Below are 22,362 nucleotides of genomic sequence, written 5' to 3'. Positions count from 1 at the left end.
AGCAGTTGAAGTCTATTTTCTTTTCTCTATTTTCTTTTTTCTATAAATTATGAAAAACGAAATAAAAATATTTTCACCTGCAACAGTTGCTAATGTAGCCTGTGGATTTGATGTATTAGGATTCTGTTTAGACAGTATTGGCGATGAAATGGTCATTAGAAAAACCGATAAAAAGGGGATTCATATCACCAAAATTGAAGGATTCGATTTACCATTTGAAGCAGAGTTAAACGTTGCTGGTGTTTCTGCTTTAGCGATGTATGAAGCACTAAAACCAGCGTGTGGTTTTGAAATTGAAATTTACAAAAACATAAAACCTGGAAGTGGTATTGGTAGTAGTGCTGCCAGTGCCGTTGGTAGTGTTTTTGGAATGAATGCCCTTTTAGGAAAGCCCTGTAATAAAACAGAATTAACGCAATTTGCCATGAAAGGAGAAGCTTTAGCCAGCAAATGTGAGCATGCAGACAACCTTGCTCCTGCCATTTTTGGTGGCTTTACATTGGTAAAAAGTGTTGCTCCTTTAGAGATTCTGGAAATTCCTTCTCCAGAAGATTTATATGCAACAATTATTCATCCGCAGATAGAAGTAAAAACATCTGAAGCTAGAGCTATTCTTCCTAAAGAAGTACCTCTGCAAGATGCTATTAGCCAATGGGCTAATTTTGGAAGTCTAATTCATGGTCTACATACAAGTGATTTTGATTTAATACAAAAATCATTACACGATGTTATTGTAGAGCCCTATAGAAGTCGATTAATTCCTTATTATAAAGAAGTAAAAGAAGCTTCGCTAGAACATGGGGCTTTGGGTGCTGGAATATCAGGTTCTGGTCCTTCTATTTTTACATTAAGTAAAGGATTAGAAAACGCTAAAAGTGTTAAAGACGCTATGAATAAAGTGTACTCAGAAACGGGAATAACATTTGAAATTCATATAACAAAAATTAATACGGAGGGAATAAAGATTTATTGACAAAAGACTGAAGACTGAAGACTGAAGACTGAAGACTGAAGACTGAAATTTAATATATTTTAATTATATGAATAAATTCAAATTTGAAAAGCTAATTATTTGGCAAAAGGCAATGGATTTTGGAGAAGATATCGATAAAATTACTAATAGCTTTCCAGACAAAGAAAAGTTTAACTTATCATCTCAAATAAGAAGAGCAGCAGATTCAATAGCATTAAATATTTCTGAAGGATCTATCGGTCAGTCTAACCCAGAACAAAAAAAATTTATTGGTTACTCCATTCGTTCTTTAGCAGAAGTTGTTACCTGCCTCTTTAAAGCCAGAAGTAGAAAATACATTTCTGAAAATGATTTTACAGGTTTTTACAATGATGCTTTTGGCCTAATGAACATGATGCACGCATTTAGAAAAAATATTAACTAAAACTCCCACAAACTGAATTCGGTCTTCCGTCTTCCGTCTGTGGTCTATTTAAAAAATGAATTACTACTCACTAAACAAACAAGCACCTAATACCTCTTTTAAAGAGGCCGTAATAAAAGGATTAGCACCAGATAAAGGGTTGTATTTTCCTGAAAGTATTACGCCTTTAAGTGATGATTTCTTTAAAAACATAGATCAATTATCACATACGGAGATTGCATTTCAAGCTATTAAGCAATTTGTAGTTCCAGAAATTCCAGAAGACATATTGAAAACGATTATTGAAGAAACATTGTCTTTTGAGTTTCCTGTGGTTCAATTAAATGATAATATCTCAACTTTAGAATTATTTCATGGTCCAACCATGGCATTTAAAGATGTTGGGGCACGCTTTATGGCGCGTTGTTTAGGTTATTTTAATAAAGATAACACTAATGAGGTTACAGTTTTAGTAGCCACTTCTGGAGATACAGGTGGTGCTGTAGCTAATGGTTTTTTGGGTGTTAAAGGCGTAAATGTGGTTATACTCTACCCTAGCGGAAAAGTAAGTGATATTCAAGAAAAACAGTTGACTACACTAGGTCAAAACATTACAGCATTAGAAGTCAACGGTACATTTGACGATTGCCAAGCCATGGTAAAAAGGGCGTTTTTAGATGAAACTTTAACTAGTAACATGCAGTTAACTTCTGCTAACTCAATAAACGTAGCACGCTGGTTACCACAGTTATTTTATTTTATGTTTGCATACAAGCAATTACATAAAAAATACGATGATATTGTATTTTCTGTACCAAGTGGGAACTTCGGAAATGTTTGTGCTGGTATGATGGCGCAGCAATTAGGCCTGCCAGTCAATCATTTCATTGCATCAAACAACGAAAACAATGTGGTTACTGAATATTTAAAAACACAGCTATACACTCCTAAACCATCAGTACAGACTATAAGTAATGCTATGGATGTAGGAGATCCTAGTAACTTTATTCGTATTCAAGAAATCTATAAAAACAAATTTGAGACCTTAAAGGACAATATCTCTTCTTTTAGTTTTTCTGACGATGCTACCAAAGAAGCCATGAAAGAAATCTATACGCAATATAACTATGTGGCAGATCCTCATGGTGCAGTTGGTTATTTAGGTTCTAAAGCTTATTTAAAAGAAAACCCTAAAGCGCATTGTGTATTTTTAGAAACGGCTCACCCTACTAAATTTTTAGACGTTGTTGAAGATGTTATTAAAGAAGAACAACCTTTACCAAAACAAATTCAATCAGTTATGGATAAAGAAAAAGAATCTGTAGTCATTTCTACATATGAAGATTTAAAAAGCTATTTGCTGAAATGATCTTATAACTCATTGAACTCATTTAGACTTTTTGGATTTAAGCGAAAATTAGAAGTTTTTGCTTCTGTTGAAGACTTTTTTGAGTTGCATAGCAAAGCTACGGAAGGAAAAAAAGACAAAAACAGAGCTGAAAACAGCAATTTTTTAGCAAATTGAAAAAGTCTAAATGAGTTCATTATTTTAGTTCCCATACCAAAAAGCTCATGGATTTTTAATTAAAATCATGAGCTTTTATTTATCAATAATTTAATCCCAATAAAGGAACAAAAAAAAACTTAAACTTTTACATTCGAGTTAAAAAATAAATAAATCCAAATGGTTCTAGATAACCTAAAATTTATAGTGCTAAACAAAATTGCAGATACTATGATTCCAAAAAAGGAAACTAATAGCGACAATCCAAGAAAAAAATAAGACATTATAAAAACACCTATAAATTCAGCAACGGCTAGTGCATAACTCACAAACATAGCTCCAAAGAAAAACCCAGGTTCTCTTTCAAATTTAAAATTACAAGTTTTACACCTATCATTTATTTTTGGAATTCTAAACAACAACAAATTGCCATTAGAACTAAAAATGTCATTTTTTTTGCATTGGGGACATTTACCTTTTAAAATTGAAATTGGTTTCATTTTTTACAATTGAGAATCATTTTGCAAATTTACAGTGATCCCTAAAAATAGAGCTCATAAATAATGCGCCATTTTTTGTACTTTTAGGACATAATCGTCGTTATGAAATCTATTCCAGTTTTAAACATTCAGCAATTTGAGCAAGATGTCCCCATGTCTGACTTCTACAGTAATGACCTAAAAAGTCATTTAGAAAGAAATAAAGGTTTTTTCAATAAGCCACATAAACATGATTTTTTTCTATGTGTTTTATTCTCCAAAGGGTCAGGTATTCATGAAATAGATTTTAACACCTATACAGTAAAGCCTGGCAGCGTGTATTTTTTAAGGCCAGGTCAAACACATTATTGGAAATTTGATACCAACCCAGAAGGCTACATTTTTTTTCATACTCAGAACTTCTATGAACTTCATTTTTCAAAAAGTAAACTAGAACAGTTTCCTTACTATTATTCACACAAAAACATACCTACACTCCATTTAAATTCAAATGAAATTACATATTTAGAATCAACATTTAAGAACATTAATAACGAGTATTACAAAAGCTTAACTTATCAAAAACAAAAAATAGCAAGTCTTATAAACACCGTTTATATAGATTTAGCGAGACACTACAATATATTTGAACCTGTAAAAGATATAACATCGGCCACCTATATAGAAACATTAAGACATTTAGAAAAGATCGTTGAGAAATATTATAAAACAGAAAAATCAGCAACATTTTATGCGAATGAACTAAATATAACTTCCAAACATTTGAATAGAGTTGTAAAAGCTACATTAGGCAAAACGACAACCGATTTAATCACAGAGCGAGTCATCCTTGAATCAAAACGTTTAATTGTTCATTCTAAAAACTCTTTATCTACTATTGCTGAAATATTAGGGTATCAAGATTATGCATATTTTTCTAAAGTATTTAAGCAAAAAACAAATAGTACGCCTTTGGATTTTAAAAAAAGCTATCAATGATGTTTTATTGCAATATCTACATGGTTAATCGCTCTTGGGCTTGTAGTCTTATTACATAAAAGTTAACAGTATCCTTAAACTTCTTTGTTATTAATCTTAATCTCTATCAAAAGCATCAACACCTAATGGCTTTAAATCCACTACGTGTTGATTGAAACCTTTTTAATTTTTCTTCAATTAAACAAGTGCTTTCGTTTAGTTTTATTTCATTAATTATTGGCTTTACTATAATTATTTTCTGATAATTTTGCTAAACAAAAAGCAGCAATAGCCATTACTAGATCTCTCACAGCAACATCTACATAACTCCAACTAAAAATCAAAGTCAATGCAATTGCTACTAACCATGCAGAAACTACATAAGCACCTAATTTTGTTTTTGTTAAAACAAGAATACCAGCTATAATTTCTATAACACCTATTATTATCATAAACGTTGAAGCTTCAAAAGGAAGCATTCCTGCAAAACCTTCAGAAATATACTGACTCCAATTGGTTAGAATTTTAGTAAACTTGTCTAACCCTGCAACGATTGGCACTAAGCCAAAAGTATACTTTAAAATGTTTTTCACTAATTGTACGTTTGAACCCATAATCTTATTTTTATTATTTTGTTACAGTCTTTGGATAGCAGATTTTAAAAAAGGATACAAAATTTTGTAACTTTTTTTAAAGTTTCTTATCTAAAATAAAAGACACAATAAAATGGAAGCAATAAACATCAATGATTTTAACAATCATAAAATCAATGAGAGCGAAGTCATAAAACGAATTTTAGATGGTGAAAAAGAACTTTATGAAATTTTGGTTAGAAGAAATAATCAAAAATTATATCGGATAATTAGAAGCTATATTAAAAATGATGCTGAAATTGAAGATATCATGCAAGATTGTTATGTAAAAGCCTTTACTAAATTGTATCAGTTTAAATTAGAATCCACCTTTTCTACTTGGCTTATTCGTATAGGAATAAACGAATCTTTGGCACGTATAAAGGAAAAAGGAAAACTATATCACTTAGATAAACAATCGAACAATTTAAAGAGTAATGCAATTTTAGAAATTCCAGATAGCAAACAATTAAATCCACAAGACAAGATGATTCGGAATGAAGCAAAACAATTATTGGAAAATGCTATTGACAGTTTAGACATAAAATATAAAACAGTCTATATTATGAAAGAATTGGAAGGCATGAGCCTAAAAGAAATTTCCACTGCTTTGGATTTAACTGTTGTTAATGTGAAAATGCGTTTACACAGATCAAAAGAAAAGCTAAAAGAGAAACTTTATGAAGTAGCAGATAATAAAAAAATCTTTGAATTTGGGTTTAGCAGATGTGACAAAATAACGGAAAATGTAATGAAACTGATAAAATAACTGTACCTAACACTAGTAGTAGTTGCACCAGCCTCTATTTAATCACAGATAAAAATTGTCCTCAGGAACACGCTCACTGAGTTGGGTTTTAGAAAATAACTTCTCTTGATAATCTTTCTTGCTATCACATAACAAAATACGTGTTTTCTGTATCTTTAGCCAATATTTGTGCAACTGGCATAGTGTAAACATTTTGAAAACAAGATGAAATATAAAACTCTTATTTTAGATTTTGATGGTACATTGGCCGATACCAAAGAAAGTATCGTTAAGACAATGAAATTCGTGTCAGACACTCTAAATATTAAAGCGTATGATGAAAAATTAATAAAGAGTTTAATAGGGTTACCCCTTAAAACAACCTTCGAAAAGGCTTTTTTACTTGATGAAGAATTGATACCAAAAGCAACTTTGGTTTATCGCAAACATTACAATGAAATTGTTATCGACACAATTTCTCTTTTTGATAACGTCAAAGACACATTACTTGATTTTCATTCAAATGGAATAAACTTGGCAGTTGCATCAAGTAAAGGGAAAGAGTCATTAATTAAGATTCTTAAAAAACAGAATATTTATGATATTTTTTCATTTATAGGTGGTGAAGAAGATGCAAAAAACAAAAAACCTTCTCCAGACATTGTCAACCTTATTATGGACAAATTTAAATATCAACCCAATGAATGTTTAGTAGTTGGTGATACAATTTTTGATGTTGAAATGGGACAAAGAGCTCTTGTGGATACTTGTGGGGTAACATATGGGAACAACACAAGGGAAGAATTAGAAAAACAAAAACCAAACTACATAATTGATAGTTTTAAACATCTTAAGGAAATTGTATAAAATAGCTGTTTCACCTCTTCAATAAAAAATAGAAAATGTAACTTTAGTTGCATGCCATCTCAAAAACCTATCGTATATTTGCGATAAACATTATGAAAAGAAGTTTAGAACATATAGAATACAAAGAAGATACCGAAGCCTTAGCAAAATTTGCTAAAGCTTTGGCACATCCTACACGAGTTGCTATTTTAAAATATCTTGAAAATCAATCGTGTTGTTTTACTGGGGATTTGGTTGATGTATTACCGATATCCCAATCTACAGTTTCTCAACATTTAAAAGAATTAAAAAATGCAGGTTTGATTCAAGGAGAATTAAAACCACCCAAAATAAAATATTGTATTAATCAAGATAATTGGAAAACTGCAAAAGCGTTATTTCAACAATTTTTTGATTGATATTTTTTAAAAAACAAATCGTTTATTGGCGATAAACAAAATATAAATATTATGACCAAAGTAATTAAAATTTTAGGAACAGGTTGTCCTAAGTGTCAATCTATGACAGGGATTGTACAAGATGTAGTATCTGAAAACAATATCGACGCCAAAATTGAAAAAGTCGAGGATATCATGGAAATTATGAAATTTAATATAATGACTACACCTGCTTTAGTCATTGATGACGAAATAAAAATTAAAGGTAGAGTGCCTTCAAAAGAGGAAGTATTGGCTTTTTTAAACTAATACAAAACTTACTATGAAAAATGTTTGATTGGATACAAAACATAGCTGATTGGTTGGTCTATGATGTTCTGAATTTAAACAAAGGGCAACATTTAGCGGAAGCCTTGAACTTCTTTGTTTACGATACCACAAAAATTCTAATCCTACTTTTTGTGGTCATCTTTTTTATGGGAATCGTCAATAGCTACTTTCCCATAGACAAGGTTAAAAATTATCTATCAAGAAATAAATTATACGGATTGGAATACCTTATGGCAAGTATTTTTGGTGCGGTAACACCTTTTTGTTCCTGCTCATCAGTACCTTTATTTATCGGTTTCGTAAGAGGTGGAATCCCTTTAGGTGTAACTTTTACTTTTTTGATTACTTCACCTTTGGTCAATGAAGTTGCAATTGGGCTTTTTGTTGGCTTGTTCGGTTTAAAAACAACAATCATTTACGTCGTTAGTGGCGTGTTGTTAGGTACGATATCAGGTATCATACTTCAAAATCTAAAATTAGAATGCTATCTAACACCTTGGGTTAAAGAAGTATTGGTAAGCGCACAAAGAGAGCAAGATATATTTCAAGCAGAAAAGCAAACCTTTAAGCAACGTTTGCCAATTATTTGGACAGAAGTTGTAAAAATCCTTAAAGGTATTATTCCTTATGTTTTAGTAGGTATCGCAATTGGCGGACTAATGCATGGATATATTCCAGAAGATTTTTTTGAAAAATATATGGACAAGGACAATCTTTTGGCTGTGCCTGTTGCTACAATTTTGGCTGTGCCAATGTATTCGAACGCATCAGGCATTCTTCCTGTAGTTCAAGTATTGGTATCCAAAGGGATTCCCTTAGGAACTGCAATCGCTTTTATGATGGGAGTTGTTGGTTTGTCTTTACCTGAAGCTATGCTACTTAAAAAAGTAATGACCTTAAAACTTATTGCCATTTTTTTTGGTGTAGTTACGCTTTGCATTATTATTTCTGGATATTTATTTAACATCATATTATAAACTATAAATCAATAAAAATGAAAACAATCAAATTTTTCACAGTTTTAGTATTAAGTCTAATACTTACAGCTTGCAATGGTCAAGATAAAAGCAAAACAGCTTCTTTAGATAAATCCATTTCAAAAATTGAAGTCTTGGATTTTCATTCAACACATAGGTGTACAACGTGTAATGCCATTGAAGCTAATACGAAATATACATTGAACACTTATTTTGCAAAGGAACTCAAAGAAGATAAAATTACGTTTCAGATAATCAATATAGATGCAAAGGAAAATGAAAAAATTGCTGAAAAATTTGAGGCATCAGGTACATCTCTATTTTTAAATGTTATAAAAAATGGAAAGGAAGTTCAAATAAATCTGACGGATTTTGCTTTTATGAAGGGGAATGACCAAGAAGCCTTTTCAAAAGAACTGAAATCTAAAATAGACACAGAATTAAAAATGCTCTAAATGACTTTTTTGCAGTCACTTTTAGAAAATTATGAGGTCCCAATATTATCGGCATTTATACTCGGATTAATGACAGCCATTAGTCCGTGTCCTTTGGCTACCAATATAACTGCAACAGCTTTTATTTCTAAAAACATTTCCAGTAAACGAAAAGTATTTTTAAGCGGATTGCTTTACTCTTTGGGAAGAGGGTTCAGTTATGCCTCAATAGGTTTGATATTATATCTTGGTGCAAGTAAATTCCACATTGCTCGATTTTTCAATCAGAATGGAGAGAAGTATTTAGGGCCTTTATTGATAGTTATAGGCTTAATAATGCTAAATGTAATAAAGCTTAATTTTTTAGGCAAATCGAATTTTCAAGAAAAACTTTCCGCAAAATTTAAAGATAAAGGTCTGCTAGGTTCCTTTTTGATAGGAGTAATTTTTGCTTTGGCATTTTGCCCATATAGTGGAGCTTTATTTTTTGGTATGTTAATGCCAATGACTATTACATCAGCAGACGGTCTTTATTTACCTATTGTTTTTGCATTCGGAACAGGGTTACCTGTAATTCTTTTCACCTATTTATTGGCATTTACCACAGGAAAAGTAGGTGTTTTCTATAACAGAATTACCAAAATCGAAAAAGTAATGCGAACTGTTGCTGCTGTCACTTTTATCACGACTGGATTGTATTATGTTTTCATTTTCACGGGAATAATGGAATAGTGGTTTAGGCATAGCGTCAAAGATACATTGCTTGATTTTCATTTAAATGGAATAAACTTGGCAGTTGCGTCAAGTAAAGGGAAAGAATCATTAATTAAGATTCTTAAAAAACAGAATATTTATGATATTTTTTCATTTATAGGTGGTGAAGAAGGTGCAAAAACAAAAAACCTTCTCCAGACATTGTCAACGTTATTATGGACAAATTTAAATATCACCCCAATGAATGTTTAGTAGTCGGTGATACAATTTTTGATGTTGAAATGGGACAAAGAGCTCTTGTGGATACTTGTGGGGCAACATATGGGAACAACACAAGAGAAGAATTAGAAAAACAAAGACCAAACTACATAATTGATAGTTTTAAATATCTTAAGGAAATTGTATAAAATAAAATGTATTAAAACACTGGCAATAGTTAAGGTTAAATCCCCCATATCATAGCTTAAAAACAGAAAATGCCCAAGACATTTTGAAAAAATAAAAGCCTAATAAAAATTAAAAGTTTCTTCATTTTAAGGGTTATAGTTACGAATAATGCATTAAAAGACGAACAAAATGTTAATACTTTACATTTTTAACAAAACTTTGATAGCAAAAATCAAGTAAAATTTATGTAGTTTTGCTCGACAATATTTCAATCACTATAAAATGAAGAACACTGCATTAACATCAACTCACGAATCACTTGGCGCTAAAATGGTACCTTTTGCGGGCTACAATATGCCTGTACAATACGAAGGCGTGAATATAGAACATGAAACAGTAAGACAAGCTGTTGGAGTTTTTGATGTATCCCATATGGGCGAGTTTTTAATTGAAGGAGAGCATGCATTGGATTTAATTCAAAAAGTATCTAGTAACGATGCTTCTAAATTAACCATAGGTAAAGCACAATATAGCTGTTTACCAAATGATAATGGTGGCATTGTAGATGATTTAATCATTTATAAGATAAAAGAGGACACATATCTGTTGGTTGTTAATGCAAGTAATATTGAAAAGGATTGGAACTGGATTCAGTCTAAAAATGATGCTGGTGCTACCATGCGTAATCTAAGTGAAGACTATTCACTACTTGCCATTCAAGGTCCAAAAGCCATAGAAGCCATGCAATCAATTACCAGTCATGATTTATCTGCCATAAAATTCTACAATTTCGTAGTTGGAGATTTTGCGGGGATAGACAATGTCATTATATCGGCCACAGGATACACAGGAAGTGGTGGTTTTGAAATTTACTGTAAGAATAGTGAAGTAAAACAAATTTGGGATAATGTATTTAAAGCCGGTGCAGATTATGGTATCAAACCTATCGGACTTGCCGCGCGTGATACTTTGCGTTTGGAAATGGGATATTGCCTTTACGGAAATGATATAGACGATACCACCTCTCCTATTGAAGCTGGTTTAGGATGGATTACAAAATTCACAAAGGAGTTTACTAATTCTGAAGCTTTAAAAGCAGAAAAAGAACGAGGTGCTGAACGTAAATTGATTGCTTTCGAATTAGATGGACGAGGTATTCCAAGACAAGGCTACGATATTGTTGACGGTAACAGAAATAAAATAGGTCATGTTACTTCAGGCACCATGTCGCCATCGTTAGGTAAGGGTATTGGTTTAGGCTATGTACCAACCGTTTTTACAGATATTAATAGTAAAATTAACATTCAGATACGTAAAAATGCTGTTCCCGCAACCGTAATCAAACTACCGTTTTATAAAGGCTAAAAGAAAAGCATTTCTATAAATGAAGAGGCAGGAGAAAGAAAGTAAACATAGAATTTTAATATTAGGCGCTAGCGGTTTTTTAGGTGGAGCTATATACAAAGAGCTCTGCTCCTATTTTAAAACATTTGGAACATACAATACTTCAAATAAACAATACGAAAAAAACAAACACCTCTTTCAGTATAATATTGAGGAAGATGATGTTTATGAAATATTGGAAATCGTTAGGCCTACCATTGTTATTTCGGCAATTCGCGGTGACTTTTCAGCTCAATTAGTAGCACATCAACATCTGGCAGAATATGTATTTACAAATAAAATAAAGCTCATTTTTATATCCTCAGCGAATGTTTTTGATGCCTATAGCAAATACCCTAGTTACGAGACCGATAAAACCTTAAGCAATAGCATTTACGGGCATTTTAAAATTAAAATTGAAAACATGCTATTACGCATGCCCAAAAAACAAGTCGCCATTTTAAGATTGCCAATGGTTTTTGGAGCACAATCTCCCAGAATAATGGAAATACAAGAACATATAAAAGAAAAAGAGCCTATAGAAGTATTTCCAAATCTAATCATGAATGTAACGAACGATTTAAAAGTAACACAACAAGTTCATTACATAATCAATAGAAATAAATCGGGCGTTTTTCATTTGGGAAGTAGTGATTTAGTGCATCATGACGATTTTATAAAAGAAATTGTCGATTCCTTCGAGTGGCATAACAAAAAAGTAACTTATAAAAATGTTTATACGACTAACGACGATAGGTATTTAGCCGTATTACCAAAGTATAACCTATTACCCAAACATTTACAACTTGTAAGTCAGCAAATCCTATCAGAATTAAAATTATAATTGATTTTAATCTCTGAAATCTTTAAATTAGTAAAATTACATGGACATAAACATATACTTATGAGTAAACTTTCAGAACAAGATATAGAAAAACGATTATTACACTTTCCAGATTGGGATTATTATGATAATGCCATTCACGCCGAATTTGAATTCGAAAACTTTAAAGACTGCTTTAGTGCTATGAGTCGAATTGCTTTCGAGTGTGAAGCATTAAACCACCATCCAGATTGGTCTAATACATATAACGTACTTACTATTTCGCTATCAACCCATGATACCAAAGGAGTAACCAACAAAGACTTTAAATTAGCTGAAGCTATAGAATCTATTGTTGAGCCTGATGAAGAATAATGCCATTTTAAAATAATCAGTATTTAGTAAGCAGTTATTATAGGTTCAAAAAAATTAAAATCGACAACCATTATGTTGATTAATAGATTTTTTTAAATTTGCCGATATAAATAATATCCAGTAAAAATTAATGGGATTTCCTTCTTCGAGGAAATAAAAATAAAATATCAGTATTATGGGAAGAGCTTTTGAATTTAGAAAAGCAAGAAAAATGAAACGCTGGTCTGCAATGAGTAAAGCCTTTACACGCATTGGTAAAGACATTGTTATGGCTGTAAAAGAAGGTGGCCCAGACCCAGCTAGTAATTCCCGTTTAAGAGCCGTTATACAAAATGCCAAGGCAGTTAATATGCCTAAAGACAATGTAGAACGTGCTATAAAAAAAGCAAGTGATAAAAGCCAAGGTGATTATAAAGAAGTTATTTTTGAAGGATATGCACCTCATGGAATCGCTATTTTAGTTGAAACTGCTACCGATAACAATACACGTACCGTTGCCAATGTTCGTAGCTATTTTAATAAATGTGATGGTAGCTTGGGAACATCTGGATCGGTCGTTTTTATGTTTGATCATACTTGCAATTTTAGAATCAATGCCGAAGGTCTAGACCCTGAAGAAATCGAATTGGAATTTATAGATTTTGGTGCAGAAGAGGTTTTCGCTGATGAAGATGGTATATTAATTTATGCCCCTTTTGAAAGTTTTGGAGCCATTCAAGCGGAATTAGAAACTCGGGAAATTGAAATTTTATCTTCTGGTTTTGAGCGTATTCCACAAGTAACAAAACCACTTAACGCGGAGCAAACAGCAGATGTTGAAAAACTTTTAGAAAAGCTTGAAGAAGATGATGATGTACAGAACGTATATCATACCATGGAAGAGAGTACTGAATAAATTTTTAATTATTTAAAACACATGTCCAATTCTCAAGACTCTAACAAAACAATTAAATGGGGAATTATTGGCTGTGGAAACGTAACAGAAGTAAAAAGTGGTCCTGCTTACAAAGCAACAGAAGGTTTTAAACTAGCTGCTGTTATGCGACGTGATTTTAACAAAGCTAAAGACTACGCGCAAAGACACAACATAGAAAAGGTTTATGCCAATGCCGATGATTTAATTAATGATGTTGAAATTGATGCAATATACATTGCAACACCTCCCGATACACATAAACTTTATGCCATAAAAGTTGCAAACGCAGGAAAAATTTGTTGTATAGAAAAACCTATGGCTCCCTCTTATGAAGACAGCTTGGAAATATACAATGCCTTCAACAGTAAAAATTTACCGTTATTTATTGCTTATTACAGAAGATCATTACCCCGATTTAATCAAATAAAAAATTGGTTAGAAAACAAGTATATAGGAGATGTTAGGCATATAGATTGGCATTTAAGTAAACCTGCTAGCGATTTGGATAAATCAAAATCATACAATTGGAGAACAGATTCAAAAATAGCAATGGGTGGTTACTTTGATGACTTAGCAAGCCATGGACTCGATTTGTTTACTTACCTACTAGGTGATATAAAAAATGCATATGGCTTAAGCGCCAATCAACAAAACTTTTACACGTCGAAAGATGCTGTAACAGCTTGCTGGATACATAAAAATGATATTACCGGAGCTGGTAGTTGGAATTTTGGCTGCAACGATCATTGCGATAAAGTTCAAATTTTTGGAAGCAAAGGAACGATTCAATTTTCTGTTTTTCATGACAATCCAATCATATTAAACGGAGAGACAAAAAGTGAAGAGTTAGTAATAGAAAACCCAAAACATATACAGCTTCACCATGTTGAAGGTATGAGAGACATGCTTATCAAAAAAAACTATACCCATCCTTCGCTTGGAAGCTCTGCACTTCATACGAGTTGGGTTATGGATAAAATCTTAGGGAATTAATTCCTGCGAAGGCAGGAATCTCTTTATTAGTAATTGTTTATTACAAATTCACAAATAATAGCTTAACAATGATTTTAAATTCAAAGTGGATTCCTGCCTTACTGAAACAAGTTCCGGGCAAGTCGCAGGAATGAAAAAAATTAGATTTACTTATTCCTAACATAAATTAATTTAAATCGCCCATTGCTCTGGTCGCGTTGCTCCATTTCAAAATTGTTTAACGATTTAAAAAGAGGCGTTAACTTATCAAAACCAAAGTTTCTAGAATCAAAATTAGGCTGCTTTTTTAATATTAAAGAGCCAACATCACCAAGAAATGCCCAACCATCATCATCGGCAGCATCAGATACCGAATTTTTAAGAAGCCTAATAACCTTAGGGGTAATATTATATAAATTATCTTTTTTAGATTTTCCTTCCTTATCATCTTTTTCAAGATCCTTTTTAAGAATCTCCAGATAAATAAATTTATCACAAGCAACAATAAACGGATTAGGTGTTTTCTTTTCTCCCATGCCATAAACCTGCATACCAGCTTCTCGTAATCGTGTTGCTAATTTGGTAAAATCACTATCAGAGGACACCAAACAAAAGCCATTTACTTTTTCAGAGTACAAAATATCCATCGCATCGATAATCATGGCTGAGTCTGTAGCATTCTTCCCCGTAGTATAACCGTACTGTTGAATGGGTGTAATAGCATTTTCAAGGAGTATACTTTTCCATTTAGAAAGATGTGGTTTTGTCCAATCTCCATAAATTCTTTTTATTGTTGGTGTTCCGTATTTGGCTATTTCTTCCATCATTTCAGAAATATACTTTGATGGAATATTATCTCCATCAATTAATACGGCAATCTTAGTGTCTTTTATCATAATGCTTAAAGATAGTAATATATTATCTACTATAATCTTTTTAAAATATATAACATTAGGTTTCTTTTAACATTTTATATGGATATAAGCAGTTCTTTATTTTTAATTTTATCATGATCAATTACAAATAATAATATGACACTTAGAAATTTAAAGGCAACAAAGCTTATTTGCTTTGTTTTAATGTTGATGCTTTTCTCTGTAACTGAAAACGCTCAAGCTCAAAAAAGAAAAAAAGGCAAGAAAAAAAATCAAGTAGAAGTACCTGCAAGCCCTGTAAGACCGACAAAGAAAAAACCTAAAACAATTGCGGCCCTCATTAAGTCCAGCAAAAAAATTGACGGCTTATTTCCTATTTATCAGGATACTATAACAGGAACTATACAAATGATCATTTCTGATAAGCAGCTAAACAAAGAATACATCTATTTTAGTCAAATCGCGGATGGTGTGATGGATGCAGGAAGAATCATTAGAGGATCGTACAAAGGATCTAAAGTATTTAAAATTGAAAAATATTTTAATAAGATTGAGTTTATAACACAAAACACATCGTTTTACTTTGATCCGAAAAGTGCACTTTCAAAATCTAAGGACGCTAATATTAGTAACGGAAACATGGCAAGTATAAAAATAGAAAGTCATGACAAAAAAAAGGGGCTTTATCTAATAAAGGCTGATAATCTATTTTTAGCTGAGACCCTGTCTCAAATCAAGCGACCAAATTTCCCGGGAAGACCTCCCACAGCTTTTAAATTAGGAAATTTAAATAAAACAAAGACTAAAATAAAAGCGATTCGTAATTATGATAATAACACGGATCTAGCAGTAGAATATGTATATTCATCCCCTTCTGTTTTAAATAGAGGGTCGAATGCTTTAGCAGATGGAAGAAATGTTAGTATCAAAGTATTTCACAGCTTAATAGCTATGCCAGAAAACGATTATGAAATTAGATATGATGATCCTAGAGTTGGTTATTTTACTACCAAAGTAGACGATCAAACATCAACTAGCCCAACACCATATCGGGATTTAGTACACCGTTGGAACTTAAAAAAGAAAGATCCAAATGCCGTTATTTCTGAGCCTGTTGAACCTATTACATGGTGGATAGAGAATTCGACGCCTCTAGAGTGGAGAGAAACCATAGAAAAAGCAGTATTGCAGTGGAATGTAGCTTTTGAAAAAGCCGGATTTAAAAACGCTTTGGCTGTTAAAATTCAACCAGATGATGCTAATTGGGATGCTGGAGATATAAATTATAACGTATTGCGTTGGACGTCGTCTCCTCAACCACCATTTGGAGGTTATGGCCCAAGTTTTGTGAATCCAAAAACCGGACAGATTTTAGGAGCAGATATCATGCTAGAATATGTACATTTTACCAACAGAGTGATGTACGACAAATTATTTGATCTAGCTTCATTGCATGATACTTTTGAGAATTCAAATACTGAAGAAGATGACAATATGTATTGTTCTTTAGGGCATGTTATGCATGAAAACACACTTTTCGGAAATGCGGTGTTAAAAGCTACAAATGCGACAGATTTAGAAATGAAACGCATGAAAAAAGAAGCTATGACAGCTTTAATTATGCACGAAGTTGGACACACGCTAGGATTAAACCATAACATGAAAGCTAGTCAATTATTCTCTCCTGAACAATTAGCTGACGCCGATTTTATTAAAGGTAAATGCCTAACAGGCTCAGTGATGGACTATGCCGCTATTAACATCACAAAAGACAGAACGAAGCAAGGACAATACTATGATACGGCTGTTGGGCCTTATGATGTTTGGGCGATCCAATTTGGATATACGCCTTTTAAAACTAAGCTTGAAAAAACAACATTATTAGATCAATCTACTAAACCAGAGCTTATTTTTGGTAATGACGCTGATGATATGCGCGCTCCAGGTAAAGCTATTGACCCAAGAGTTATGGTTGGAGATATGTCTAACGACCAAATTAAATACTCTATTGATCGTTTTGAAACAATTAATACTATGATGGCTGGTATAAAGGATAAGTTTACTAAGTCTGGCCAATCTTATCAAGAATTAAGGCAAGCCTATTATATCTTAAGTGGACAAAAAGGAAGTGCTGCTAATGTGATTTCAAGGTTTATTGGCGGGGTTTATGTTGATAGAGCTATGGCCAAACAAAAAGGTGAAAAACAACCCTATACACCAGTAAGTTTAACGGATCAAAAAAGAGCCATGGCTGCTTTAAGTAAATATGTGTTTGCTCCTGATGCTTTTAATGCTCCTAATGATTTATATAATTATTTAGCAATGCAAAGAAGAGGGTATGATTTTAGAACTCCCGAGGATCCTAAGATTCACAGGCAGATATTAGGGTATCAAAAAAATGTGCTAAATCATATATTACACCCTAATACACTACAAAGAATTACGGATTCAGAATTATATGGTAACAGCTATAGTTTATCTACTTTTATGAATGACTTAAACCGCGCTATTTTCAAAGCTGATATTTATTATAACATAAACTCTTTTAGGCAAAATTTACAACTGGAATATACAAATATGCTTATTGATATGTTTACAGGAAAGTACAACAGCAGATATACCAATAATGCAAAGTCTATGGCTCTATATAATTTGAAAAACATTAAAACCATGGCTTCTAACACAGGAAATATATCATCTAGAGCCCATAAACAACACTTAAGAACGCTTATTGATAACGCTTTAAAAGAAGTTAAGTAACTAAAACTATTAGCTTAACTTAAGTTGGCATGATGTAAATATGAATCTATTTTACTAAAAATCAATAAATTATGTTCTTCGTATCAGATTGAGCACTTCGGCTATAGTTTATACTGAGTACTTCGACTGCGCTCAGTATAAACTAAAGTCGAAACCCATTTAAACTTGCAGGTTTTTATTACCTTTCGACTGCGCTCAAGGCGACAAGCTACTAAATCAGTATATTGGGTACTTAAAGTCATATCAATGTCAGGTCAAGCATAACCTAGAAGCCAATCGCTTATAAACATATTTCAAACAAAAAAGCTACCACATAAATAATGAGGTAGCTTTTGTTCTATGGAGTAAAAATGTTTCTTTTTAGGAACAAATGAATTGTTTACTTTATGTTTCATTTCTACAATAAACAGTATTCAAATTCTGTGCCATATTCAGTATAAATTCAAAAAATATCAAGAATATTCGACTATCTTTCCTTTTACACCTATAAAATAATCACGCATAAACTTAAAATCAGCTTCCATATTATCTGTAGGATAAAAAGGTTCTGAAATTTTATTTTGTTTATTTTCAAAATCAAGTGTAATCATTATAATAGGCAATTTAGCTTTTTTAGCTATGTAATAAAACCCTGTACGCCATTTATCAACCTTTTTACGAGTTCCCTCTGGTGCTAAAGTCATCCGGAATTCTTCATTTGTCTCAAATAATTTAGCAATTATATCTACTTTTTTTTCTTTAGCATGCCTATCTATTGGTATGCCTCCTAATGCTCTAAAAAACCATCCTATTGGAAATACAAACAATTCTTTTTTACCAACAAAATTTGTTTTTATGTCTAATACAGAACGTAACAAAACAGCAATATAAAAGTCATGCCAACTGGTGTGTGGTACGGTTATTATAATGGCTTTTTTAATTAAGGTTTTAGATACTTGCGTATTGCCAACAACTTTCCATCCTAATAATTTAAAATAAAGAAATTTGGCTAGCCATTGCATACTACATTTTTTGATAAAGAGCTCTTAATTTTTCTCGAGTTATTGTTTTTTGCCAGTTTTCCCCCAAGGCATTTTCCCAAAGAGGTTCTAAACTTAACGAGATATCAATCATGATATTTAATTCCTCATCCGACAAATTAGCACAAAGACCAACGGGTAACTCAATATTATGTTTTTCCTTCATTTGTTTAAAAAGCTTTACACCTTCTGGATAAAACTCTTCTAACTGATCAAAAACGATACAATTACCAATACCATGTTTTGTACCCAATAAGTAAGATAAACCGTAACTCATAGCATGAGCAACACCTACCTGAGAATATACAATACTCATACCGCCATGCCAGGAAGCCATCATTAATTTTTCTTGAGATTCAACCTCTGAAAGATCGTCACTTAAAAAGATCTCTTTACATAAGTCTAAGGCCATATCACCATAACTTTTACTAAAAGCATTTAAATACGTTCCATTTAACGACTCTACACAATGAATATAGCAATCCATTCCTGTATAAAACCATTGATCTACTGGAACATCTTTTGTGAGTTCTGAGTCAAGTACAACTTGATCAAATGGAGTGAAATCCGAATTTATGCCTAGCTTTTTATGTGGTCCGGTTAGTACCGTTGTTCTAGAAACTTCGGCTCCTGTACCAGATATAGTTGGAATACCAACATGATATATTCCTTCATTTTTAACTAAATCCCAACCCTGATAATCTTTAGCTTCGCCTTCATTAGTTAGCATTATAGCAACTGCCTTTGCCAGATCTAAAAGCGTCCCGCCTCCTATTCCGATAACTCCAGACGGACGTTCTTTTGTTAATAAAATAATGTCTTCAACCAGCTCATCTACTTGAGACGTTTTTGGTTCTTCTTTTGAAGAAATAAAAATAATCTTATCATCATATGATAATTGTATTCTTGAAGTTAACCAAGAATTGTTCTTGAAAACATCATCTACCAAATAAATAAAAGGCGCATTGATGTTTAAACGTTTTGGGGTCAAAATTTCGTTTAACTGATTGAAACTACCTCTGCCAAAAATAACTCTTGGCACCATTGGAAAGTTTTTATAATTCATTTAACAGATTTTTTTTACAAAAGGTAAAAATAGTATTTATTTTAAATTTTTATTGGTTTAAATATTTTTGATATTCTTCTGAAAACAAACCAATATGATAGCCATCAACTAATGCGTGGTTTACGTTAACAGAAACATTCATAATTAATTCGTCATTGATTTGAGTTATTTTGCTAAATGCAATTTTTGGTACAGATTCCAATACTCCAGAAACAGGTTCTTTATGTCCTGAAAAATGAAGCCAGGGCATGGCAGAACAGTGTATACAGTTTAATCCATTTTGAGGTGGATATAATGCTGTAGAATTTTCAATTCTTTCTTTTTCTTCTGCTATATTTTTTGCAAAAATATTCAAATCATCGTTATATTCAACAAATGAAAAGCCAAATGTTTTATTAGATCTCATAATTGTAGCTGATGCATGAATAACATGATAATCCACTACGTTTTCATCTTCTATTCTATATCTAAAATTATCAACCACATTTATCGCTTTCATACAATCATGTAAGTACTTCGCAAAAAAACTTTTGTTGTTCTCTTTTGAAAACTTATATGCTTTAGTAACATTAAAAGGAATTATTACAGCAAAATAGGGGTCTTTTAGCTTACTAAAATGCTCGTAATGCTGCTTTCTATTCCAGGTATTTATATCTATAATTTTCAACTACTCTAATAATTTTATAACATCTCGTAAACTACTTATCGTTTTATAAGTCTTTCCGTTTGTCTCTTTTTCAGTAACTTCTTCATGTGCCCAAGTAGTATGAAAAGGGACATGGACTGCATGAGCTCCAATATTCACTAATGGTAATACATCAGATTTTAAAGAGTTGCCTATCATTAAAAACTCTGATGGTTTAACCTCTAAATGATTTAATAATTTAGAATAATTAATTTCTTGCTTATCGCTTAATACTTCTATATGGTGAAAATAACTTGTAAGGCCAGACTTTTCTAACTTGCGTTCTTGATCTAATAAATCACCCTTCGTAGCAAGTATTAAACGATATTTTTTCGATAATACTTTTAAAACATCCTCAACACCATCAAGCAATTCTACGGGCTTTTCAAGCATTCTTTTTCCAATATTAAGAATCTCTTCTATTGTTTTATGAGGTACATTATAGTTAGACAATTCTAAAGCAGATTGAACCATAGATAATACAAAAGCTTTAACCCCGTATCCATATATAGGTAAATTGCGTATTTCCATTTTAAATAATTCCTGATCTATTTTATTTGGGGTTTCATAGTCTGATAATAATTTCCCAAATGCTTCTTCTGCCTCACGAAAATAAGTTTCATTCACCCAAAGGGTATCATCTGCATCAAAGCCAATCACTTTTATATTGTTGTATTCTTTTATCAATTAATTGTCTTTTAATTAAGTTACTAAAGCAAGTTTAATACTGAACTCATCTTGACTTTTTCTATTTCCTAAAAAATGGCTAAAATTCGCCCATATTTTGTTACTTTTTTTATGCTTAGCACTGCTATGCCTTTCAAAAAATGCCTCATCTGAACAAATTTTATCTCATTTTCGGTTAAAAACAAAAAGTCAAGATGAGTTCACTAACTATTTCCATAATTTTTTAGCGCGTTCCAAATCTTCAGGTGTATCAATTTCAACACCTTCAATATCGGTTTCTATCATTTTAATTCGTTTTCCATATTCCAAATAACGAATACACTCGATTTTTTCTGAAGCTTCTAATGGCAACATGGGTAACTTGTAAAAATCAAGTATAGCTTCTTTTCTAAAAGCATAAACGCCTTTATGCTTATAGTATTTCACACCTACATTTTTTTCTCTTGGATAAGGAATTGGGCTTCGAGAATAATAAAGTGCGAAATTTGATTGGTCTACAATCACCTTTACAGTGTTTGGATTATTAATCTCATCCAAATCTGTGATATGAACCATTAAGGACGCTAGATCAATTTTTTTATCATGGTCTTCCTTAAAGACTTCTATCAATTTTGCCAGCGACTCTCTATCTGTAAATGGTTCGTCTCCTTGAACATTAATAACAATATCTATATCCATAAATTCGACAGCTTCTGCTATTCTATCGCTACCACAATCATGTTCTTTCTTACTCATTATGGCTTTACCTCCATTATTTACAATTTCGTCATAAATAATTTTGTTATCCGTAACGACAAAGACGTCATCGAACAAATTAGTAGCTACAGTGGCTTCGTATGTACGCAATATGACCGTTTTTCCCCCTAGGTCTTGCATAAGTTTTCCTGGAAATCGCGATGCACTGTAACGCGCAGGAATCATTGAAATTATTTTCATAATATTAAGCTCAGTATCTAATTCAAAAATAGAATAATTATCATTAGGTTTTGCCTTTATAT

The 22,362-nt window shown here is 32.1% G+C and carries 25 protein-coding genes and 1 pseudogene; 18 read left to right on the top strand and 8 right to left on the bottom strand.

Annotated elements, in window-relative coordinates; genetic code table 11:
• The first annotated feature begins 49 nt into the window (after positions 1–49).
• The 3 genes from Q4Q34_RS16735 to thrC all read left to right on the top strand — a co-directional run bounded on the left by Q4Q34_RS16735 (position 50) and on the right by thrC (position 2,745).
• Complete coding sequence (locus Q4Q34_RS16735) at positions 50–973, top strand: homoserine kinase (RefSeq protein WP_303317563.1); 924 nt, start codon at positions 50–52, stop codon at positions 971–973.
• 67 nt (positions 974–1,040) lie between these two features.
• The gene (locus tag Q4Q34_RS16730) at positions 1,041–1,397 is read left to right on the top strand and encodes a four helix bundle protein (protein WP_303317562.1); all 357 of its coding nucleotides are present in this window, start codon (positions 1,041–1,043) and stop codon (positions 1,395–1,397) included.
• Between the two features lie 55 nt (positions 1,398–1,452).
• Complete coding sequence (gene thrC, locus Q4Q34_RS16725; protein WP_303317561.1) at positions 1,453–2,745, top strand: threonine synthase; 1,293 nt, start codon at positions 1,453–1,455, stop codon at positions 2,743–2,745.
• A 275-nt stretch (positions 2,746–3,020) separates the two neighbouring features.
• Here the strand turns inward: thrC and Q4Q34_RS16720 are convergent, their stop codons facing one another.
• Positions 3,021–3,380, bottom strand: coding sequence for a DUF983 domain-containing protein (locus Q4Q34_RS16720; RefSeq protein ID WP_303317560.1), 360 nt, complete (start codon positions 3,378–3,380; stop codon positions 3,021–3,023).
• A 102-nt stretch (positions 3,381–3,482) separates the two neighbouring features.
• Between Q4Q34_RS16720 and Q4Q34_RS16715 the strand changes: the two genes are divergently transcribed.
• Positions 3,483–4,358 (top strand): AraC family transcriptional regulator, encoded by an 876-nt coding sequence (locus Q4Q34_RS16715; RefSeq protein WP_303317559.1) that lies wholly within the window; start codon positions 3,483–3,485, stop codon positions 4,356–4,358.
• A gap of 209 nt (positions 4,359–4,567) precedes the next feature.
• Here Q4Q34_RS16715 and Q4Q34_RS16710 read toward each other — a convergent pair whose 3' ends face one another.
• The gene (locus Q4Q34_RS16710; RefSeq protein ID WP_303317558.1) at positions 4,568–4,951 is read right to left on the bottom strand and encodes a hypothetical protein; all 384 of its coding nucleotides are present in this window, start codon (positions 4,949–4,951) and stop codon (positions 4,568–4,570) included.
• 112 nt (positions 4,952–5,063) lie between these two features.
• On the opposite strand from Q4Q34_RS16710, the gene Q4Q34_RS16705 reads away from it, so the two are divergent.
• The 13 genes and pseudogenes from Q4Q34_RS16705 (at position 5,064) to Q4Q34_RS16645 (ending at position 14,293) form a co-directional block, all read left to right on the top strand.
• Positions 5,064–5,738 (top strand): RNA polymerase sigma factor, encoded by a 675-nt coding sequence (locus Q4Q34_RS16705; RefSeq protein ID WP_303317557.1) that lies wholly within the window; start codon positions 5,064–5,066, stop codon positions 5,736–5,738.
• Between the two features lie 204 nt (positions 5,739–5,942).
• A complete protein-coding gene (locus Q4Q34_RS16700) occupies positions 5,943–6,584 on the top strand; it encodes an HAD family hydrolase (RefSeq protein WP_303317556.1) in 642 nt (213 codons plus the stop codon).
• Positions 6,585–6,676: 92 nt separating this feature from the next.
• Entirely contained in the window at positions 6,677–6,982 is a 306-nt protein-coding gene (locus Q4Q34_RS16695) for an ArsR/SmtB family transcription factor (protein WP_303317555.1), read from the top strand.
• Between the two features lie 51 nt (positions 6,983–7,033).
• Positions 7,034–7,270, top strand: a complete 237-nt coding sequence (locus Q4Q34_RS16690) for a thioredoxin family protein (RefSeq protein WP_303317554.1) — start codon at positions 7,034–7,036, stop codon at positions 7,268–7,270.
• Positions 7,271–7,290: 20 nt separating this feature from the next.
• The gene (locus tag Q4Q34_RS16685) at positions 7,291–8,268 is read left to right on the top strand and encodes a permease (RefSeq protein ID WP_303317553.1); all 978 of its coding nucleotides are present in this window, start codon (positions 7,291–7,293) and stop codon (positions 8,266–8,268) included.
• Between the two features lie 17 nt (positions 8,269–8,285).
• On the top strand, positions 8,286–8,723 hold the full coding sequence (locus tag Q4Q34_RS16680; RefSeq protein WP_303317552.1) for a nitrophenyl compound nitroreductase subunit ArsF family protein: 438 nt from the start codon (positions 8,286–8,288) through the stop codon (positions 8,721–8,723).
• A complete protein-coding gene (locus Q4Q34_RS16675) occupies positions 8,724–9,434 on the top strand; it encodes an aromatic aminobenezylarsenical efflux permease ArsG family transporter (protein ID WP_303317551.1) in 711 nt (236 codons plus the stop codon).
• Between the two features lie 167 nt (positions 9,435–9,601).
• Positions 9,602–9,823 (top strand): annotated as a pseudogene (locus Q4Q34_RS16670) (HAD family hydrolase); the annotation flags it as partial.
• Between the two features lie 262 nt (positions 9,824–10,085).
• On the top strand, positions 10,086–11,168 hold the full coding sequence (gene gcvT / locus Q4Q34_RS16665) for a glycine cleavage system aminomethyltransferase GcvT (RefSeq protein WP_303317550.1): 1,083 nt from the start codon (positions 10,086–10,088) through the stop codon (positions 11,166–11,168).
• A gap of 19 nt (positions 11,169–11,187) precedes the next feature.
• Positions 11,188–12,030: a sugar nucleotide-binding protein gene (locus Q4Q34_RS16660; RefSeq protein ID WP_303317549.1), complete on the top strand. Its 843-nt coding sequence runs from the start codon at positions 11,188–11,190 to the stop codon at positions 12,028–12,030.
• Positions 12,031–12,090: 60 nt separating this feature from the next.
• Entirely contained in the window at positions 12,091–12,384 is a 294-nt protein-coding gene (locus Q4Q34_RS16655) for a 4a-hydroxytetrahydrobiopterin dehydratase (RefSeq protein WP_303317548.1), read from the top strand.
• Between the two features lie 175 nt (positions 12,385–12,559).
• Entirely contained in the window at positions 12,560–13,279 is a 720-nt protein-coding gene (locus Q4Q34_RS16650) for a YebC/PmpR family DNA-binding transcriptional regulator (RefSeq protein ID WP_303317547.1), read from the top strand.
• A gap of 21 nt (positions 13,280–13,300) precedes the next feature.
• Positions 13,301–14,293, top strand: coding sequence for a Gfo/Idh/MocA family protein (locus tag Q4Q34_RS16645; RefSeq protein ID WP_303317546.1), 993 nt, complete (start codon positions 13,301–13,303; stop codon positions 14,291–14,293).
• Between the two features lie 146 nt (positions 14,294–14,439).
• On the opposite strand, the gene Q4Q34_RS16640 is transcribed toward Q4Q34_RS16645, so the two are convergent.
• Entirely contained in the window at positions 14,440–15,168 is a 729-nt protein-coding gene (locus tag Q4Q34_RS16640; RefSeq protein ID WP_303317545.1) for an NYN domain-containing protein, read from the bottom strand.
• A 135-nt stretch (positions 15,169–15,303) separates the two neighbouring features.
• On the opposite strand from Q4Q34_RS16640, the gene Q4Q34_RS16635 reads away from it, so the two are divergent.
• A complete protein-coding gene (locus Q4Q34_RS16635; RefSeq protein WP_303317544.1) occupies positions 15,304–17,907 on the top strand; it encodes a zinc-dependent metalloprotease in 2,604 nt (867 codons plus the stop codon).
• Positions 17,908–18,359: 452 nt separating this feature from the next.
• Here Q4Q34_RS16635 and Q4Q34_RS16630 read toward each other — a convergent pair whose 3' ends face one another.
• The 5 genes from Q4Q34_RS16630 to kdsB all read right to left on the bottom strand — a co-directional run bounded on the left by Q4Q34_RS16630 (position 18,360) and on the right by kdsB (position 22,300).
• On the bottom strand, positions 18,360–18,908 hold the full coding sequence (locus Q4Q34_RS16630) for a 1-acyl-sn-glycerol-3-phosphate acyltransferase (RefSeq protein ID WP_303317543.1): 549 nt from the start codon (positions 18,906–18,908) through the stop codon (positions 18,360–18,362).
• A gap of 1 nt (position 18,909) precedes the next feature.
• Positions 18,910–19,992, bottom strand: a complete 1,083-nt coding sequence (locus Q4Q34_RS16625) for an iron-containing alcohol dehydrogenase family protein (RefSeq protein WP_303317542.1) — start codon at positions 19,990–19,992, stop codon at positions 18,910–18,912.
• A 49-nt stretch (positions 19,993–20,041) separates the two neighbouring features.
• Complete coding sequence (locus tag Q4Q34_RS16620; RefSeq protein ID WP_303317541.1) at positions 20,042–20,659, bottom strand: CatA-like O-acetyltransferase; 618 nt, start codon at positions 20,657–20,659, stop codon at positions 20,042–20,044.
• Positions 20,660–21,364 (bottom strand): HAD family hydrolase, encoded by a 705-nt coding sequence (locus tag Q4Q34_RS16615; RefSeq protein WP_303317540.1) that lies wholly within the window; start codon positions 21,362–21,364, stop codon positions 20,660–20,662.
• A 207-nt stretch (positions 21,365–21,571) separates the two neighbouring features.
• Complete coding sequence (gene kdsB / locus Q4Q34_RS16610; protein ID WP_303317539.1) at positions 21,572–22,300, bottom strand: 3-deoxy-manno-octulosonate cytidylyltransferase; 729 nt, start codon at positions 22,298–22,300, stop codon at positions 21,572–21,574.
• Positions 22,301–22,362 lie beyond the last annotated feature (62 nt).

The organism is Flavivirga abyssicola (genome assembly GCF_030540775.2).
Classification (GTDB): Bacteria; Bacteroidota; Bacteroidia; order Flavobacteriales; family Flavobacteriaceae; genus Flavivirga; species Flavivirga abyssicola.
This window is presented reverse-complemented; position numbering and strand designations above follow the sequence as displayed.

Bases quoted from the DNA above. Each gene is read 5' to 3' on its own strand.
- Q4Q34_RS16715 (WP_303317559.1), top strand. From the start codon at position 3,483: ATGAAATCTATTCCAGTTTTAAACATTCAGCAATTTGAGCAAGATGTC.
- Q4Q34_RS16650 (WP_303317547.1), top strand. From the start codon at position 12,560: ATGGGAAGAGCTTTTGAATTTAGAAAAGCAAGAAAAATGAAACGCTGG.
- Q4Q34_RS16690 (WP_303317554.1), top strand. From the start codon at position 7,034: ATGACCAAAGTAATTAAAATTTTAGGAACAGGTTGTCCTAAGTGTCAA.
- Q4Q34_RS16675 (WP_303317551.1), top strand. From the start codon at position 8,724: ATGACTTTTTTGCAGTCACTTTTAGAAAATTATGAGGTCCCAATATTA.
- Q4Q34_RS16660 (WP_303317549.1), top strand. From the start codon at position 11,188: ATGAAGAGGCAGGAGAAAGAAAGTAAACATAGAATTTTAATATTAGGC.
- thrC (WP_303317561.1), top strand. From the start codon at position 1,453: ATGAATTACTACTCACTAAACAAACAAGCACCTAATACCTCTTTTAAA.
- Q4Q34_RS16705 (WP_303317557.1), top strand. From the start codon at position 5,064: ATGGAAGCAATAAACATCAATGATTTTAACAATCATAAAATCAATGAG.
- kdsB (WP_303317539.1), bottom strand. From the start codon at position 22,300: ATGAAAATAATTTCAATGATTCCTGCGCGTTACAGTGCATCGCGATTT.
- Q4Q34_RS16640 (WP_303317545.1), bottom strand. From the start codon at position 15,168: ATGATAAAAGACACTAAGATTGCCGTATTAATTGATGGAGATAATATT.
- Q4Q34_RS16710 (WP_303317558.1), bottom strand. From the start codon at position 4,951: ATGGGTTCAAACGTACAATTAGTGAAAAACATTTTAAAGTATACTTTT.
- Q4Q34_RS16680 (WP_303317552.1), top strand. From the start codon at position 8,286: ATGAAAACAATCAAATTTTTCACAGTTTTAGTATTAAGTCTAATACTT.
- gcvT (WP_303317550.1), top strand. From the start codon at position 10,086: ATGAAGAACACTGCATTAACATCAACTCACGAATCACTTGGCGCTAAA.
- Q4Q34_RS16630 (WP_303317543.1), bottom strand. From the start codon at position 18,908: ATGCAATGGCTAGCCAAATTTCTTTATTTTAAATTATTAGGATGGAAA.
- Q4Q34_RS16700 (WP_303317556.1), top strand. From the start codon at position 5,943: ATGAAATATAAAACTCTTATTTTAGATTTTGATGGTACATTGGCCGAT.
- Q4Q34_RS16735 (WP_303317563.1), top strand. From the start codon at position 50: ATGAAAAACGAAATAAAAATATTTTCACCTGCAACAGTTGCTAATGTA.
- Q4Q34_RS16695 (WP_303317555.1), top strand. From the start codon at position 6,677: ATGAAAAGAAGTTTAGAACATATAGAATACAAAGAAGATACCGAAGCC.
- Q4Q34_RS16720 (WP_303317560.1), bottom strand. From the start codon at position 3,380: ATGAAACCAATTTCAATTTTAAAAGGTAAATGTCCCCAATGCAAAAAA.
- Q4Q34_RS16655 (WP_303317548.1), top strand. From the start codon at position 12,091: ATGAGTAAACTTTCAGAACAAGATATAGAAAAACGATTATTACACTTT.
- Q4Q34_RS16645 (WP_303317546.1), top strand. From the start codon at position 13,301: ATGTCCAATTCTCAAGACTCTAACAAAACAATTAAATGGGGAATTATT.
- Q4Q34_RS16625 (WP_303317542.1), bottom strand. From the start codon at position 19,992: ATGAATTATAAAAACTTTCCAATGGTGCCAAGAGTTATTTTTGGCAGA.
- Q4Q34_RS16635 (WP_303317544.1), top strand. From the start codon at position 15,304: ATGACACTTAGAAATTTAAAGGCAACAAAGCTTATTTGCTTTGTTTTA.
- Q4Q34_RS16685 (WP_303317553.1), top strand. From the start codon at position 7,291: ATGTTTGATTGGATACAAAACATAGCTGATTGGTTGGTCTATGATGTT.
- Q4Q34_RS16730 (WP_303317562.1), top strand. From the start codon at position 1,041: ATGAATAAATTCAAATTTGAAAAGCTAATTATTTGGCAAAAGGCAATG.